General features: G+C 29.5%; 15 protein-coding genes. 7 read left to right on the top strand and 8 right to left on the bottom strand.

Annotated elements, in window-relative coordinates; all coding sequences use genetic code 11:
- Nucleotides 1-45: 45 nt before the first annotated feature.
- The 3 genes from rpmH to BXQ17_RS05265 all read left to right on the top strand — a co-directional run bounded on the left by rpmH (nucleotide 46) and on the right by BXQ17_RS05265 (nucleotide 3935).
- On the top strand, nucleotides 46-207 hold the full coding sequence (rpmH, locus tag BXQ17_RS05275; protein ID WP_077809647.1) for a 50S ribosomal protein L34: 162 nt from the start codon (nucleotides 46-48) through the stop codon (nucleotides 205-207).
- Nucleotides 208-327: 120 nt separating this feature from the next.
- A complete protein-coding gene (gene carB, locus BXQ17_RS05270) occupies nucleotides 328-3183 on the top strand; it encodes a carbamoyl-phosphate synthase large subunit (RefSeq protein WP_077809646.1) in 2856 nt (951 codons plus the stop codon).
- Nucleotides 3184-3353: 170 nt separating this feature from the next.
- Nucleotides 3354-3935 carry a fasciclin domain-containing protein gene (locus tag BXQ17_RS05265; RefSeq protein ID WP_077809645.1) on the top strand — a complete coding sequence of 194 codons (582 nt, stop codon included), beginning with the start codon at nucleotides 3354-3356 and terminating at the stop codon, nucleotides 3933-3935.
- A gap of 48 nt (nucleotides 3936-3983) precedes the next feature.
- Here BXQ17_RS05265 and mazG read toward each other — a convergent pair whose 3' ends face one another.
- The 4 genes from mazG to ruvX form a co-directional block, all read right to left on the bottom strand.
- On the bottom strand, nucleotides 3984-4763 hold the full coding sequence (gene mazG / locus BXQ17_RS05260) for a nucleoside triphosphate pyrophosphohydrolase (RefSeq protein WP_077809644.1): 780 nt from the start codon (nucleotides 4761-4763) through the stop codon (nucleotides 3984-3986).
- 58 nt (nucleotides 4764-4821) lie between these two features.
- On the bottom strand, nucleotides 4822-5238 hold the full coding sequence (locus BXQ17_RS05255) for a DUF5606 domain-containing protein (RefSeq protein ID WP_077809643.1): 417 nt from the start codon (nucleotides 5236-5238) through the stop codon (nucleotides 4822-4824).
- 29 nt (nucleotides 5239-5267) lie between these two features.
- Nucleotides 5268-5858 (bottom strand): peptide deformylase, encoded by a 591-nt coding sequence (gene def, locus BXQ17_RS05250; protein WP_077809642.1) that lies wholly within the window; start codon nucleotides 5856-5858, stop codon nucleotides 5268-5270.
- A 140-nt stretch (nucleotides 5859-5998) separates the two neighbouring features.
- Nucleotides 5999-6409, bottom strand: a complete 411-nt coding sequence (gene ruvX / locus BXQ17_RS05245) for a Holliday junction resolvase RuvX (protein ID WP_077809641.1) — start codon at nucleotides 6407-6409, stop codon at nucleotides 5999-6001.
- A gap of 120 nt (nucleotides 6410-6529) precedes the next feature.
- Here ruvX and BXQ17_RS05240 point away from each other — a divergent pair, with 120 nt between their 5' ends.
- Both BXQ17_RS05240 and BXQ17_RS05235 read left to right on the top strand, forming a co-directional pair.
- Complete coding sequence (locus BXQ17_RS05240; RefSeq protein ID WP_077809640.1) at nucleotides 6530-7345, top strand: 2,3,4,5-tetrahydropyridine-2,6-dicarboxylate N-succinyltransferase; 816 nt, start codon at nucleotides 6530-6532, stop codon at nucleotides 7343-7345.
- A 13-nt stretch (nucleotides 7346-7358) separates the two neighbouring features.
- Nucleotides 7359-8114, top strand: a complete 756-nt coding sequence (locus tag BXQ17_RS05235; RefSeq protein ID WP_077809639.1) for a glycosyltransferase family 2 protein — start codon at nucleotides 7359-7361, stop codon at nucleotides 8112-8114.
- On the opposite strand, the gene BXQ17_RS05230 is transcribed toward BXQ17_RS05235, so the two are convergent.
- Nucleotides 8111-8857 carry a glycosyltransferase family 25 protein gene (locus BXQ17_RS05230; protein WP_254712409.1) on the bottom strand — a complete coding sequence of 249 codons (747 nt, stop codon included), beginning with the start codon at nucleotides 8855-8857 and terminating at the stop codon, nucleotides 8111-8113. The two genes, BXQ17_RS05235 and BXQ17_RS05230, sit on opposite strands and share 4 nt — an antisense overlap.
- The gene (locus BXQ17_RS05225) at nucleotides 8854-9657 is read right to left on the bottom strand and encodes an alpha-1,2-fucosyltransferase (protein WP_077809638.1); all 804 of its coding nucleotides are present in this window, start codon (nucleotides 9655-9657) and stop codon (nucleotides 8854-8856) included. The genes BXQ17_RS05230 and BXQ17_RS05225 overlap by 4 nt, the downstream gene beginning before the upstream one ends.
- A 133-nt stretch (nucleotides 9658-9790) precedes the next feature.
- Here BXQ17_RS05225 and BXQ17_RS05220 point away from each other — a divergent pair, with 133 nt between their 5' ends.
- A complete protein-coding gene (locus BXQ17_RS05220) occupies nucleotides 9791-11206 on the top strand; it encodes a CCA tRNA nucleotidyltransferase (protein ID WP_077809637.1) in 1416 nt (471 codons plus the stop codon).
- Between the two features lie 4 nt (nucleotides 11207-11210).
- Entirely contained in the window at nucleotides 11211-11978 is a 768-nt protein-coding gene (locus tag BXQ17_RS05215) for a DUF1647 domain-containing protein (protein WP_077809636.1), read from the top strand.
- On the opposite strand, the gene BXQ17_RS05210 is transcribed toward BXQ17_RS05215, so the two are convergent.
- Together BXQ17_RS05210 and BXQ17_RS05205 are read right to left on the bottom strand one after the other, a co-directional pair.
- A complete protein-coding gene (locus tag BXQ17_RS05210; protein ID WP_077809635.1) occupies nucleotides 11979-13808 on the bottom strand; it encodes an ABC transporter ATP-binding protein in 1830 nt (609 codons plus the stop codon).
- A complete protein-coding gene (locus BXQ17_RS05205; RefSeq protein ID WP_077809634.1) occupies nucleotides 13808-15523 on the bottom strand; it encodes a phospho-sugar mutase in 1716 nt (571 codons plus the stop codon). Before BXQ17_RS05205 ends, BXQ17_RS05210 begins: the two co-directional genes overlap by 1 nt.
- Nucleotides 15524-15537: the final 14 nt, after the last annotated feature.

The following is a 15537-nucleotide window of genomic DNA, read 5'->3' as shown; positions in this document are numbered from 1 at the left end:
TAAGCAACAGTAAAGTAATCAAGAAGATATTTAAAAATACATATAATGCCGAAAAGAACTTACCAGCCATCGAAAAGAAAGAGAAGAAACAAACACGGTTTCAGAGAAAGAATGGCTTCTGCTAATGGAAGAAAAGTTTTAGCTAGAAGAAGAGCTAAAGGAAGAAAGAAAATTTCTGTATCTTCAGAATTCAGACCAAAAAGATAATATAATGATTAACAAATGTTAATGATTTAAAGGTGTTGCTATTTTTTAGTAACACCTTTTTTTATATCTAATCATTAACTATTTTTACAAAAATAAACAACAACACAACAAATTATTACCATGCCAAAAAGAAAAGACCTAAATTCTATTTTAATTATTGGATCTGGACCAATTGTAATTGGTCAAGCATGTGAATTCGATTATTCTGGTTCACAATCTTTAAGATCTTTAAGAGAAGATGGTATAGAAACAATCTTAATTAATTCTAACCCAGCAACAATCATGACAGATCCTTCTATGGCAGATCATGTGTACTTGTTGCCTCTTACAACTAAATCTATTATTCAAATTTTAAAAGAGCACCCTCAAATTGATGCTGTTTTGCCAACAATGGGTGGACAAACTGCATTAAATTTATGTATTGAGGCAGATGATAAAGGAATTTGGAAAGATTTTGATGTAAAATTAATTGGTGTAGATATTGATGCCATTAATGTAACAGAAGATAGAGAGCAGTTTAGAGAGTTAATGATAAAAATTGGTGTGCCAATGGCACCTCAAGCAACTGCAACTTCTTTCTTAAAAGGAAAAGAAATTGCACAAGAATTTGGTTTTCCATTAGTAATTCGTTCTTCATATACGTTAGGTGGGGCAGGAGCTTCTATCGTTTATGATCCAGAAGATTTTGACGAATTATTAAGTAGAGGTTTAGAAGCATCACCAATACATGAGGTGATGATTGATAAAGCAATGATGGGATGGAAAGAATATGAATTAGAATTATTACGTGATAAAAATGATAATGTTGTAATTATATGTTCTATAGAAAATATGGACCCTATGGGAATTCATACAGGAGATTCTATTACGGTTGCACCAGCAATGACACTTTCTGACAAAACATATCAGAAAATGCGTGATATGGCAATTCATATGATGCGTTCTATTGGAGATTTTGAGGGTGGTTGTAATGTACAATTCGCAGTTTCACCAGATGAAAAAGAAGATATTATTGCCATTGAAATTAACCCAAGGGTTTCTAGATCTTCTGCATTAGCATCTAAGGCAACTGGTTATCCTATTGCAAAAGTAGCTACAAAATTAGCAATCGGTTATTCTTTAGATGAATTAGAAAACGGAATTACAAAATCTACATCAGCTTTATTTGAGCCTACATTAGATTATGTAATTGTAAAAATACCTCGTTGGAATTTTGATAAATTCGAAGGTTCTGATAGAACTTTAGGTTTACAAATGAAAGCTGTAGGTGAAGTGATGGGAATCGGACGTTCTTTTCAAGAAGCATTACACAAAGCAACTCAATCTTTAGAAATAAAGAGAAACGGTTTAGGTGCAGACGGAAAAGGATACACAGATTATAATCAAATTATAGACAAATTAACCAATGCAAGTTGGGACCGTGTATTTGCAATTTATGATGCAATTGCAATGGGAATTCCGCTAAGTAAAATTTATGATATCACAAAAATAGACATGTGGTATTTAAAACAATATGAAGAATTATTTCACTTAGAAAAAGAAATTTCTACCTATTCTATAGACACTATAGAGAGAGATTTATTGTTAGAAGCTAAACAAAAAGGTTACGGTGATAGACAAATAGCTCACATGCTAAAATGTTTAGAAAGTGAAGTTTATACGAAGAGAGAAGAATTGAAAGTACAACGTGTATTTAAATTGGTAGATACTTGTGCGGCAGAATTTAAAGCAAAAACTCCTTATTATTACTCAACTTTTGAAAATGAAATCGAAACTGCAGAAGGAGAAATAACAATAGCTAATGAAAGTATTGTTTCTGATAAAAAGAAAATTATTGTTTTAGGTTCTGGACCAAATAGAATTGGACAAGGTATTGAGTTTGATTATTGCTGTGTTCATGGTGTTTTAGCTGCTGCAGAATGTGGTTACGAAACGATTATGATCAATTGTAATCCAGAAACAGTATCTACAGATTTTGATACTGCAGATAAATTATATTTTGAGCCTGTTTTTTGGGAACATATTTATGATATTATTCGTCATGAAAAACCAGAAGGTGTTATTGTACAATTAGGAGGACAAACTGCATTAAAATTAGCAGAAAAGCTAACTAGTTACGGTATAAAAATTATAGGAACTTCTTTCGAAGCATTAGACATTGCAGAAGATAGAGGTAGATTCTCATCAATGTTAAAAGATAATAACATTCCTTACCCAGAATTTGGTATCGCAGAAACTGCAGATGAAGCTTTAGAATTAGCAGATCAGTTAGATTTTCCTATTCTTGTAAGACCTTCTTATGTATTAGGAGGTCAAGGGATGAAAATTGTAATTAATAAAGAAGAATTAATTAAACATGTAGTAGATTTATTAGGTAGAATGCCAAATAATAAATTATTATTAGATCATTATTTAGATGGTGCAATAGAAGCAGAGGCAGATGCAATTTGCGATGCAGATGGTAACGTTTATATAATTGGTATTATGGAGCATATTGAACCTTGTGGAATTCACTCTGGAGATTCTAATGCAACTTTACCAGCCTTTAATTTAGGTGAATTTGTTATGCAACAAATTAAAGATCATACACATACTATTGCAAGAGAATTAAAAACCGTAGGTTTAATAAATATTCAGTTTGCAATTAAAGATGATACTGTTTACATTATCGAAGCGAACCCTAGAGCATCTAGAACAGTTCCGTTTATTGCAAAAGCATACAAAGAACCTTATGTAAACTACGCTACAAAAGTTATGCTTGGTCATAATAAAGTAACTGATTTTGATTTTAACCCTCAGTTAGAAGGTTTTGCAATTAAACAACCTGTATTTTCATTCAATAAGTTTCCTAATGTTAACAAGAAATTAGGTCCAGAAATGAAATCTACAGGAGAAAGTATTCTATTTATAGATAGTTTAAAAGATGATGATTTCTATAATTTATATTCAAGAAGAAAAATGTATTTAAGTAAATAATAATTTTTTATTTCAACTAAAACATCCAATTCTAAATTTAGAGTTGGATGTTTTTTTTATGTATAAATTATTTTTGTTTAATTAATTTAACAAAAGATTAAACATTTTAAAACCTATTTACTATTTTGTTTTCATAATTTTGATGACAATTAAAAACCAAAACACAAATTATGAAGACAAAAAAATTATTATTAGCATTTTCAATTGTAGGATTTTTATCTGCTACATCATGTAAATCAGCTAAAACAGAAGAAGTAAATAATGTAAAAAAAGAAGTTGTTGCAAAGGTTGAAGAAAAGGTGCAAACACCAAATATTGTTGAAGTTGCTGTAGGAAATGAAAATTTCTCTACTTTGGTAGCAGCAGTAAAAGCAGCAGATTTAGTAAGTACTTTAAGTTCAGACGGCCCTTTTACTGTATTTGCACCTACAAACGATGCTTTTGCAAAATTACCAGAAGGAACGATAGCAAGTTTATTAAAAACAGAAAATAAGGCAACTTTAACTAGTATTTTAACTTACCATGTTGTTTCTGGTAAATTTGATGCAGCAGCTGTTGTTGCAGCAATAAAAGCTAATAATGGTGCTTTTGAGGTAACTACTGTTCAGGGTGGTAAGTTGGTTGCATCTTTAGATGGTGAAAGTGTAATTTTAAAAGATGAAAAAGGAAACACGTCTAAAGTAATAATGGCAGATGTTGCAGCTTCTAACGGAGTAATACATGCTATTGATAGCGTTGTAATGCCTAAGTAATTACAAAGCATAGAATAAAAAAAGCTCTCAAATTTTGAGAGCTTTTTTTTATTTAAAATATGTTTTTGACTTTTCCCAATAAATATCCATTTCGGTTAAAGACATTTCAGAAAGGTCTTTACCAGCATCTTTGGCGGCTTTTTCTAGAAACTGAAAACGATTGATAAATTTTTTATTAGTTTTCTCTAAAGCATTTTCAGGGTTAACATCAATAAAACGAGCGTAATTTATCATAGAAAATAAGACATCACCAAATTCTTTTTCGGTATTTTCTTTGTTTCCTGCTTTAATCTCTTCGTTTAATTCTTCAAGTTCTTCTTGTACTTTTTCCCAAACTTGTTCGGGTTGTTCCCAATCGAAACCAACGCCCGCTACTTTTTCTTGAATTCTACTTGCTTTTACAACTGCAGGTAAACTTTTAGGAACACCTTCTAAAACAGATGTATTACCTTCTTTTAACTTTAATTTTTCCCAATTTCTTTTTACATCTTCTTCATTATCAACTTTTACATCGCCGTAAATATGAGGATGTCTATTTATTAATTTGTCAGAAATTGTATTGGCTACATCAGCAATATCAAAAGAATTTTTTTCGCTTCCTATTTTAGCATAAAAGACGATATGCAAAAGCAAATCGCCTAATTCTTTTTTTATTTCTTGTAGATCGTTGTCTAAAATAGCATCTGCTAATTCATATGTTTCTTCTATGGTAAGATGCCTTAAACTTTCTAATGTTTGTTTTTTATCCCACGGACACTTCTCTCGAAGATCATCCATAATATCTAACAAACGATTAAAGGCGGCTAATTGCTCTTTTCTAGAATTCATATAAATTAATTTGTAAAAATTTAGAGTTACAAATAAACAGTAACAATAAATTTAAAAATTATTCTGCGCTTTCTTCAGAAGTTTCTTCTATTTTAGAAAAATCCATACCAGCTTTAACCAAAAGGTTAAACCATTGAATTACTTTTTTAATGTTAGAAGTATACACTCTTTCTGCATCATAATCCGGTAAAACTTCAGCAAAAAATGCTTCTAGTTTTTTACCACTTTCTTTGTGAGAAATAGCTTCTTTACCTTCTGTTTTCTCGAACATCGCCTTAAAAACCTGTAGTAAAGGAATGTCTTCTTCGTAAGTATAAATTGCAATGTTTTCTAACAAACTAACATTTTGAGTCGCATTAATAGCGATACGTTTGTTGTCTGTTAAAGAAGCAACAATAATTGCATTTTTAGATTGAGAAACTACTTGGTATAAACCTGCTTTACCTGTTACGGCTATAATTTTATTAAATTCCATGTTATATATTTTGTGTCTTTATATTAAGACTATTTACCTTTTTTTTGATTTGGAAAACGCATTCTATAATCTGCTCTAATTTTTCCTTTAGAAATGTTTTCTAATTTCTTTTTGATGATTCTTTTCTTTAATGAAGAAAGTTTATCTGTAAACAATATACCTTCTATATGATCATATTCATGTTGAAAAACTCTTGCTGCTAAACCATCTAAAGATTCTGTATGCTTTTCGAAATTTTCGTCTAAATATTCAATAGTAATATTAGGTTTTCTAATGACATCCTCTCTAACATCAGGTATACTTAAACAACCTTCATTAAAAACCCATTCTTCACCTTCTTCTTCGATAATTTTTGCGTTGATAAAAACTTTATTAAAATCTTTTAATGCAGCTCTATCTTTGTCTGATAACTCTTCATCTTCTGCAAATGGAGATGCATCAATAACAAATAAACGTATTGCTTTGCCAATTTGAGGAGCTGCTATACCAACACCAGAAGCATTGTACATAGTTTCTTTCATATTGGTAATTAGTTTTTCTAAGTCAGGATAATCTTTAGTTATCTCTGTAGCAACTTTTCTTAAAACCGGATCTCCGTAAGCAACAATTGGTAATATCATTTATTTTTATTTAAAAACGTTTGCAAAAATACAATTTACAATTACTATTGACGAATTTTTGAATTGAGAATTTTTAAAATTCAATAATTTTTAAACCGATTTTAACATTTAATAAGCTAAAAGTAATTAAGAAATCGATTTTACATATTGTAAAGATAAGATTGCAGTATAATTGTAGCACTAATTTCGTCTATCATGGCTTTGTTTCTGCGCTGCTTTTTCTTCATTCCGCTATCAATCATCGTTTGAAAAGCCATTTTAGAAGTAAAACGTTCGTCTATTCTTTTCTTCGGAATTTGAGGTAGTAGTTTTTCTAGTTTTTTTATAAATGGTAATATTAACACTTCACTTTCGCTATCAGTATTGTCCATTTGCTTTGGTTTTCCTATTAAAATAAGTTCTACTTTTTCTTTAGAAGTATATTCTTTTAAAAAGGACAAAAGTTCATCAGTATTTATAGTTGTTAAACCAGACGCTATTATTTGTAATTCATCTGTAACAGCTATTCCTGTTCTTTTTTTTCCAAAATCTATTGCTAAAATTCTAGCCATTTATAATTGTTTTAGCAAAAATACGATTTTTAAACAAAGCAGAAATATCTGTTTAAAAAATGTATCTTCGCTTTTAGTTTTTACAGATACATTTATATTTGCAGAAATTATACCATTAAAATGAAAGAAATAAGAGAAATTATAGAATCAGCATGGGAAAACCGTGAATTGTTAAAAGAGCAAAGCACGATAGATACAATTAGAAAAGTTGTTGATTTGTTGGATAAAGGAGAGTTAAGAGTAGCCGAACCTACAACAGATGGTTGGCAAGTAAACGAATGGGTAAAGAAAGCAGTAGTTTTATATTTCCCTATTCAGAAAATGGAAACTTTAGAAGCAGGTATTTTTGAATATCACGATAAAATTCCTTTAAAGAAAAACTTTGCAGAAAGAGGTATTAGAGTTGTACCAAATGCAGTAGCAAGACACGGTGCTTATATCTCTGCCGGAACTATTTTAATGCCAAGTTATGTAAATATTGGTGCTTATGTAGACGAAGGTACAATGGTAGATACTTGGGCAACAGTTGGTTCTTGTGCTCAAATTGGTAAAAATGTTCACTTATCTGGTGGTGTTGGTATTGGTGGTGTTTTAGAGCCTTTACAAGCTGCACCAGTAATTATAGAAGACGGTGCTTTTATAGGTTCTAGATGTATAGTTGTAGAAGGTGTTCATGTAGAAAAAGAAGCAGTATTAGGTGCAAACGTTGTGTTAACAATGAGCACAAAAATTATAGATGTTACAGGTGATGAACCAGTAGAGATGAAAGGTAGAGTTCCTGCACGTTCTGTTGTAATTCCTGGAAGTTATACAAAAAAGTTTGCAGCCGGAGAATTTAATGTACCTTGTGCTTTAATTATTGGAAAAAGAAAAGAAAGTACAAACAAAAAAACGTCTTTAAACGATGCTTTACGTGAATATGACGTAGCTGTTTAAGACTTAATATGCTATGACAAAAATATCGGCAATAATACCTACACTTAATGAAGAGATTCATATTGCAAACGCAATTAAATCTGTAAGTTTTGCAGACGAAATTATTGTTATAGATTCTTATAGTACAGATAAAACTTTAGAAATAGCCGAAAAGCTAAATGTAAAAATCATCAAGCGAAAGTTTGATGATTTTTCTTCTCAAAAAAACTTTGCTATTCAGCAAGCTACTTATGATTGGATCTATATTTTAGATGCAGATGAAAGAGTTACACCTGAAGTTGAAAAAGAAATTTCAGAAGCTGTTAAAAAACCTGGTAACTTTGTTGGGTTTTATGTTCGTAGAAGTTTCTATTTTGCAAATCAAAAAGTAAACTATAGTGGTTGGCAAAGAGATAAGGTAGTTCGATTGTTTTTAAAAGATAAATGTCACTATAGAGGTGTCGTTCATGAAACTATTGTTTCTAAAGGTGAGTTAGGTTTTCTTAAAAATAAAATTGATCATTTTGGTTATAGAAATTATAATCATTTTATTGCTAAAATAAATCATTATTCGATTTTAAAAGCTCAAGAACTTCATAAAAAAGGTAAAAAAGTAAATGCCTTTCATTTATTAATTAAGCCAACTGCCAGGTTTTTTATACATTATGTAATCCGTTTAGGTTTTTTAGACGGATTAACGGGATTAATTTTGTCAAAAATACTAGCGTATTCTGTTTTTACTAGGTATATAAAGTTATGGCTATTAAATAAAGGAATTGAAGAAAATTAATTGCTTTTATAAAAAATAATATTCCTAAAAAATCGATAATTTTTATAAGTTAAAAATGCAATTAGTTGCCAAATTGGTCTTAAAATTTCTCTTAAAATCTTTTTAACTTTCGGCATACTTTTTTGTTGAATGGTTGTGCCACCAACATTTTTATCATTACTACTAACATAACTTTTAACAGTAGTGTAAACTTTTACTTTGTGTTTAAATACATCTTGCTTTAAAACATCTATTGGTGCATAATATGTGGTTAAGTTTTTAGATAATAATTTAGCAGCATCTTTACCTATTATTTGCCCTGTTGTTTGTAGAGCAGGTATTGCAAACTTGTTCAGCAATTCTTTACTTTCTATAGATAAAAAACCTTTTCTACCTGCAATATCAATAAAATCTTTATTGGTGGCAGAAATTAAGATTTTTTCTAAATCATCAAAAAAATCATCAGTTAATAATGCATCATCTTCTAAAATAATTGCAAAATCTTCTTTTTGGTTGGCAACAATACTCCAAAGATCAAAGTACGTTTTTGTTAAACCTATTTCACCATCGTTTAAATACGGAAAATGAGTAAGTATATTGTGTTGTTTTTTTGCTTTTTCTAAATACGCTTTTGGTAATTCTTTACCGTAAATGGCAGGCATTCTAGTTAATGGAATATTCAATTTTTTAAATTGATTTTCCATAAAATCTCTTCTTTCGAAGCTTTTATCTAAATTTATATAGTAAACTTTATAAGTTATCATATTTTTATCCAGTTTTGGCAAGCAATTTCGTTTACTTTATCTACAAACCAATTTTTTGGTGCAATTATAGTTTTATTTTTATTTCTATTTAACCAAGCTCCCCACCAAGAAAAACTGCTGTTTGCTGTAATATTATGTTTACATAAGCTCATTAAATAAATGTCTTCATGCGGTAAACATTTATGGTTTATATAAACAGCATTTTCGATAACTAAATTATCTTTTGTCCAGTTGATATCATCAGAAAAAATAAAAAAAGTAACATTAGAATGTTTTTTATTGATGATTTTAATAGCCTCTTTATAATATGCTAAACTACAAGTTCCGTGTATAGTGTTCGATTTTGAATCTGTTACATAATCACCGCGCCTAATATGTATAGAACAGCTAGTTTCTGATTTTAAAATTTCGGTTTTATATAGTTTAGTAGAGTTAGAAAGTTCTTCTTTAAGTACAAATTGATGAATTAATTCGCTTCTAATATCAGAAAAATATTTTTCTGTCTGAAAATATCCTTTTAAATATTCGTTTCCTTTTAAGTTGGTTAAATTTTTATCGAATAATAAATTCTTTTCTTTTAAGGTTTTAAACGGATTTATTTTTGATAAGAATAAATTGAATGAGTTTGAAGTTTTTAAATCAATTTTATATTTATCTAATTGATAACCACCATGCAATTTGTATTTTTTTATTTTAGATAAATCTAATTGCACTTCGTAACCTTTCATTTCTAGCGACTTTGCATACGCATATTGAAACATTTGGTTTCCTAATCCGCCAAGTATTCTAACAATAATCATGGTTAATTTTAAGTAAAAAAAGGTGATTTTTTATGCAATACGCAAAAGTACAAATGTTATTACAATTTTCTTTGATTAATTTGCTGTTTAAAAGCTTAGAAAATAATAAATTTGCGAACACTTTTAAAGAAATATGAAGTATACAGAAGCAATCTCATCAGAAATTTTTAATATTATATCTAAAGCATCAAAAGAGCTACAAGTAGAAAGTTATGTAATTGGTGGTTTTGTTAGAGACTTTTTTTTAAAAAGAGGTACAGCAAAAGATATTGATGTAGTTGCAATTGGTAGCGGTATCGATTTGGCGCTAAAAGTTTCTAGTTTATTACCAAATAAACCAAAGGTTCAGGTTTTTAAAACCTACGGAACCGCAATGTTACGTTTTAAAGATGTAGAAATAGAGTTTGTTGGTGCTAGAAAAGAGTCTTACACAGAAGAAAGTAGGAATCCAGAAGTTACCGAAGGTAGTTTGCAAGATGATCAAAACAGAAGAGATTTTACTATAAATGCTTTGGCTTTAAGTTTAAATGAATCAAATTTTGGTGAATTATTAGATCCTTTTAATGGTATGGATGATTTAGAAAACGGAATTATAAGAACTCCGTTAAGTCCGGATATTACATATTCTGATGATCCATTGCGAATGATGCGTGCAATTCGATTTGCAGCGCAATTAAATTTTAAAATTGAACATGATTCTTTATCTGCAATAACAAAAAATGCAGATCGATTACATATAATTACTAGAGAACGAATTGTTGATGAGTTGAATAAGATTATGTCTTCTTCTAAACCATCTGTTGGCTTTTTATTACTAGAAAAAACAAAATTGTTAAAGCAAATTTTACCTGAATTAATTGCTTTAAAAGGAGTAGAAGAGGTAGAAGGGCAGAAGCACAAAGATAATTTTTATCATACTTTAGAAGTGGTTGATAATATTTCTGAAAATACAGATGATGTTTGGCTTCGTTGGGCAGCTTTGTTGCATGATATTGGTAAAGCGCCAACAAAAAGATTTAGTAAAAAAGTTGGTTGGACATTTCATTCGCATGAATTTGTTGGCTCTAAAATGGTTCAAAAAATCTTTAAAAGATTAAAAATGCCATTAAATAATAAAATGAAGTTTGTTAAAAAAATGGTAATGCTTAGTTCTAGACCTATTGTTTTAGCAAGCGATGTTACAGATTCTGCAGTGAGGCGTTTGGTTTTTGATGCCGGTGATGATATTAATGATTTAATGACGCTTTGTGAGGCAGATATTACAACTAAAAATCCTAAGAAATTTAAAAGATATCATAGCAATTTCGAAATTGTAAGAGCTAAAATAAAAGAAGTAGAAGAGAGAGATAGAGTGCGAAATTTTCAGCCACCAATTTCTGGAGAAGAAATTATCGAAGCATTTAATCTACAACCATGTAGAGAAATTGGTCAAATTAAAGAAGCTATCAAAGAAGCTATTTTAGATGGTAAAATACCTAATGAGCACGATGCTTGCTATAAATTTATGATTGAAAAAGGAAAAAAATTGGGTTTAACACTTTCAGTATAAATACATGAAATTATTTACAGAAATAAGAACCTTATTTTTAGATCTTAGACTTTTTTTTATTGATAGCAAACAAGAATTAGTTATAGTAACAGGTTCTGATAGTTCTCATTTTAAAAGCCTTTATCAGCTTTTAGAAAGTTTAAAAGTTCATGAAAAAAATACCAAAACTATAATTTATAATCTTGGTTTAAATTCTGATGAGGTTCTAAAAATAAAATCGAACTTTAAAAACTTTGAGTTAAGAGATTTTGATTATGCTAAGTATCCAGAATATTTTAATGTGAAAGTAAATGCTGGTGAGTATGCATGGAAACCTGTTATTATTGATACTGTATTAAATGAATTTAAAACTTCTGTATGTTGGTTAGACGGAGGTAATAAAGTTGTTAAACCATTAAATTCTCTTAGAAAGATAGTAGAATTGTATGGTTTTTATTCACCTTTTTCTAAAGGTATTGTTTCTGAATGGACGCATGAAAAATCTTTAGATTGTTTAGGTATTTCTAATGACTCTAAAATATTAAATCAACGAAATTTAAACGGTGCATGTGTTGCTGCTAATTATAATAATGTAGCTGCAAGAAATGTAATTAAAAAATGGAGTGATTGTGCAAAAAAGAAAGCTTGTATTGCTCCAGAAGGAAGTAGCAGGTCAAATCACAGACAAGATCAGGCTATATTATCTGTACTAGTTTACAAAAACATGTTTAAAATTGGTAGAAAAATGGTGTATAGAAAATTCGGATTTAAAACACACCAAGATATCGATTAACTAAGATAAACTTTGCATTGTAACCAATTTAAAGTATTCTCCTTTTTTTGCAAGAAGTTCTTCATGTTTACCTTGTTCTACAATTTCACCTTTTTTAAGTACCACAATTTTATCTGCTTTTTGAATTGTAGACAATCTATGTGCAATTACTAAAGATGTTCTGTTTTGCATCATTTTTTCTAAAGCTAATTGAACTAGTTGTTCAGATTCTGTGTCTAATGCAGAAGTAGCTTCATCTAAAATCATTATTGGCGGATTTTTTAAAACGGCTCTAGCAATAGATAAGCGCTGTTTTTGTCCGCCAGAAAGCGTATTACCGCTATCACCAATATTGGTATCGTATTTTTCGGGTAAATTTTGAATAAACTCATCTGCATTTGCAATTTTTGCAGCCTCTAATATTGCCGAATCTGTTGCGTCTTGAGTTCCTAACTTTATATTATTAGCTATTGTATCATTAAAAAGAATTGAATCTTGAGAAACGATTCCCATTAAATCTCTTAAAGATTTTTTAGTGATATTTTTAATGTTGTTATTATCCAATAAAACTTCACCTTTATTTACATCATAAAAACGAGTTATTAAGTTTGCTAATGTAGATTTTCCACTACCAGATTGCCCTACCAAAGCAACTGTTTCTCCTTTATTAATGGTTAATGAAAAATTATTTAAAACATAATCATCTTTATATTTGAATGAAATATTTTTAAATTCTATTTCTGATGAGAATTCATTTTTTTGCAGAGCATTTGGTATATCTTTTATATTATTTTCAGTGTTTAAAACAGACATAATTCTTTCTGCAGAAGCTTCACCCTTTTGTATGTTATAAAAAGTGGTTGTAATTAATTTTATAGGATTTAAAACAGTATAAAACAATACAATATAACCCATAAATTCGTCAGGTTTTAGAGAGCTTTTGTTAGACAAAACCTCTGTACCACCATACCAAAGAATCGCAATTATTGTTGCAGACCCTAAAAACTCGCTCATAGGAGATGCTAATGTTTGTCTATGGATTACGTTAGTCATCAACTCCTTAAACTTTAAAGTTGAGTTTTTAAATTTATTTGCAATAACATTTTCTGCGTTAAAGCCTTTAATAATTCTTAAACCTGTTAAAGTTTCTTCTATAAATGATAAAAAATTACCAGTTTCCTTTTGAGCTTTAATGGAATTTGCTTTTAACTTTTTACTTATTGAAGATATTATAAAACCAGAAACAGGTAGTAAAATAAAAACAAATAAGGTTAATTTAACGCTCATAAAAAGCATTAAAGAAATAGCAATAATTACCGTTAAAGGTTCTCTAACAATTGTTTCTATAGAAGTTAATATAGAGTTTTCAACCTCTTGAACATCAGAAGTCATTCTAGCAATAATGTCTCCTTTTCTCTTTTCAGAAAAATACGAAACAGGTAACTCTACAATTTTATGATATAAATTGTCTCTTAAATCTTTTACAACACCTGTTCTTAAAAATGTAATTACATACGATGCTAAATATCTAAATAAGTTTTTTAGAAAAAACAAAGAAATAGCCAAAAGGCAAATAAAAACTAATGTTTTTATATTGCCTTCGTTTTCTATTTTTTCTGAAATAAAATGATAAAAACTTTCTTTTAAAAAGTCTCCAATTTTAGTAATTCCTTGGTAAGTAGGTTTTTTTACAACTTCTTTGTTTGTACTAAAAAGTATACCTAATACCGGAATAAATGCTAATACAGAAAGTACATTAAAAATAGCATAAAGTATATTGAAAAGTATATTTAAAATTGTAAATTTTCTATACTTCTTTTCGTATTTTAAAATGTCCTTAAAATATCCCATTAATTTAATTTCATTTCTTTAATAATTCGTTGAATTTTAGCATCTAATTCAGCTTCTACTTTTTCTGCATTTTCTTTTGTATCAAGAGAAGAATTTACACTAAAATAAAATTTAATTTTAGGCTCTGTTCCACTTGGTCTAGCCGCAATTCTTGTTCCGTTTGCTGTTTGATAAATTAAAACATTAGATTTTGGTATGTTAATTTTAGATACCTCACCAGTAATTAAGTTCTTTTTAGTTGAAGCTTGATAATCTGATAAAGATTCTACTTTTTCGCCATCAATTTCTGATAAAGGATTATTACGCATGTCACTTAACATTTGCTGAATTTCTGCGGCTCCATCCATTCCTTTTTTAACTATAGAAATTAAATGCTCTTTGTAGAATTTATTATCAACATAAATATTTAATAATTCCTCGTAAAAAGAGCTACCATTTTGTTTTGCGTAAGCAGCAATTTCACAAGCTAATAATGTAGCTGTAACTGCATCTTTATCTCTTACAAAGCCACCAACCATGTATCCGAAACTTTCTTCTCCACCACCAATAAAATCAAGTTCTGGAAAATCTTTCACCATTTTGGCAATCCATTTAAAACCTGTTAAACCAATTTTAGTTTCAACATTATAATTTGCAGCTACGTCGTTAACCAATTCAGTAGAAACAATAGTAGAACCTACAAATTGTTTACCGTTCATTTTACCTTCTTCTTTCCATTTCTTTAAAAGGAATTCAGTCATTAAAACCATAGTTTGGTTACCATTTAACAACTTCATTTTGCCATTAGTATCTCTAACTGCAACACCTAATCTGTCGCAATCAGGATCTGTACCAATAACAATATCAGCATCTATCTTATTAGCCAAATCTGTAGCCATTTTTAATGCTTCTGGCTCTTCCGGGTTCGGAGATTTTACCGTTGGAAAATCGCCATTAGGAACTCTTTGTTCTTCTACGATATGAACATCTGTATACCCAGCTTTAGCCAAAGCATCTGGCACAGATACAATAGAAGTACCGTGTAAAGAAGTAAAAACAATTTTTAAATTATCTCTATTGATATTTTCTGCTAAAGAGCCATTTTTTACTGATGCTTCAATGAAAACATCGTCAACATTTTTACCAATTGTTTCAATTAAATCTTCGTTAGCATCAAAATTAATTTCAGAAAAATCTAAAGCGTTTACTTTACCAATAATTCCGCCATCATGCGGAGGTACAATTTGTCCTCCATCTGCCCAATATACTTTATAACCATTGTATTCTGGCGGATTGTGAGACGCAGTTAATACTATACCCGCATCACAATCTAAATGCCTTACAGCAAAAGAAAGTTCTGGTGTTGGTCTTAAATCTTCGAACAAGAATACTTTTATGTTATTTGCAGATAAAACATCTGATACTATTTTAGCAAATTTTTTACTGTTATGTCTACAATCGTAAGCAATTACAATTTTTATTTGCTCTTTATTTACGTTTTCAATTAAGTAATTAGACAAACCTTGTGTTGCTATACCTAATGTATATTTGTTTATTCTATTGGTTCCTGCGCCCATTACACCGCGCATTCCACCAGTACCAAACTCCATGTCTTTGTAAAAACTATCAGTTAATTCAGATGAGTTTTCACTAATAAGTTTCTGAATTTGATCTTGTGTTTCTTTATCGAATGTAGGTGTTAACCATTGTTTTGCTTTTTCTAATATTTCGCTCATTTTGGTTTGATTTT

The organism is Polaribacter sp. BM10, from assembly GCF_002005425.1.
Classification (GTDB): domain Bacteria; phylum Bacteroidota; class Bacteroidia; order Flavobacteriales; family Flavobacteriaceae; genus Polaribacter; species Polaribacter marinaquae.
The sequence above is the reverse complement of the archived record's forward strand: the minus strand, read 5'-3'. Positions and strand labels throughout refer to the sequence as shown.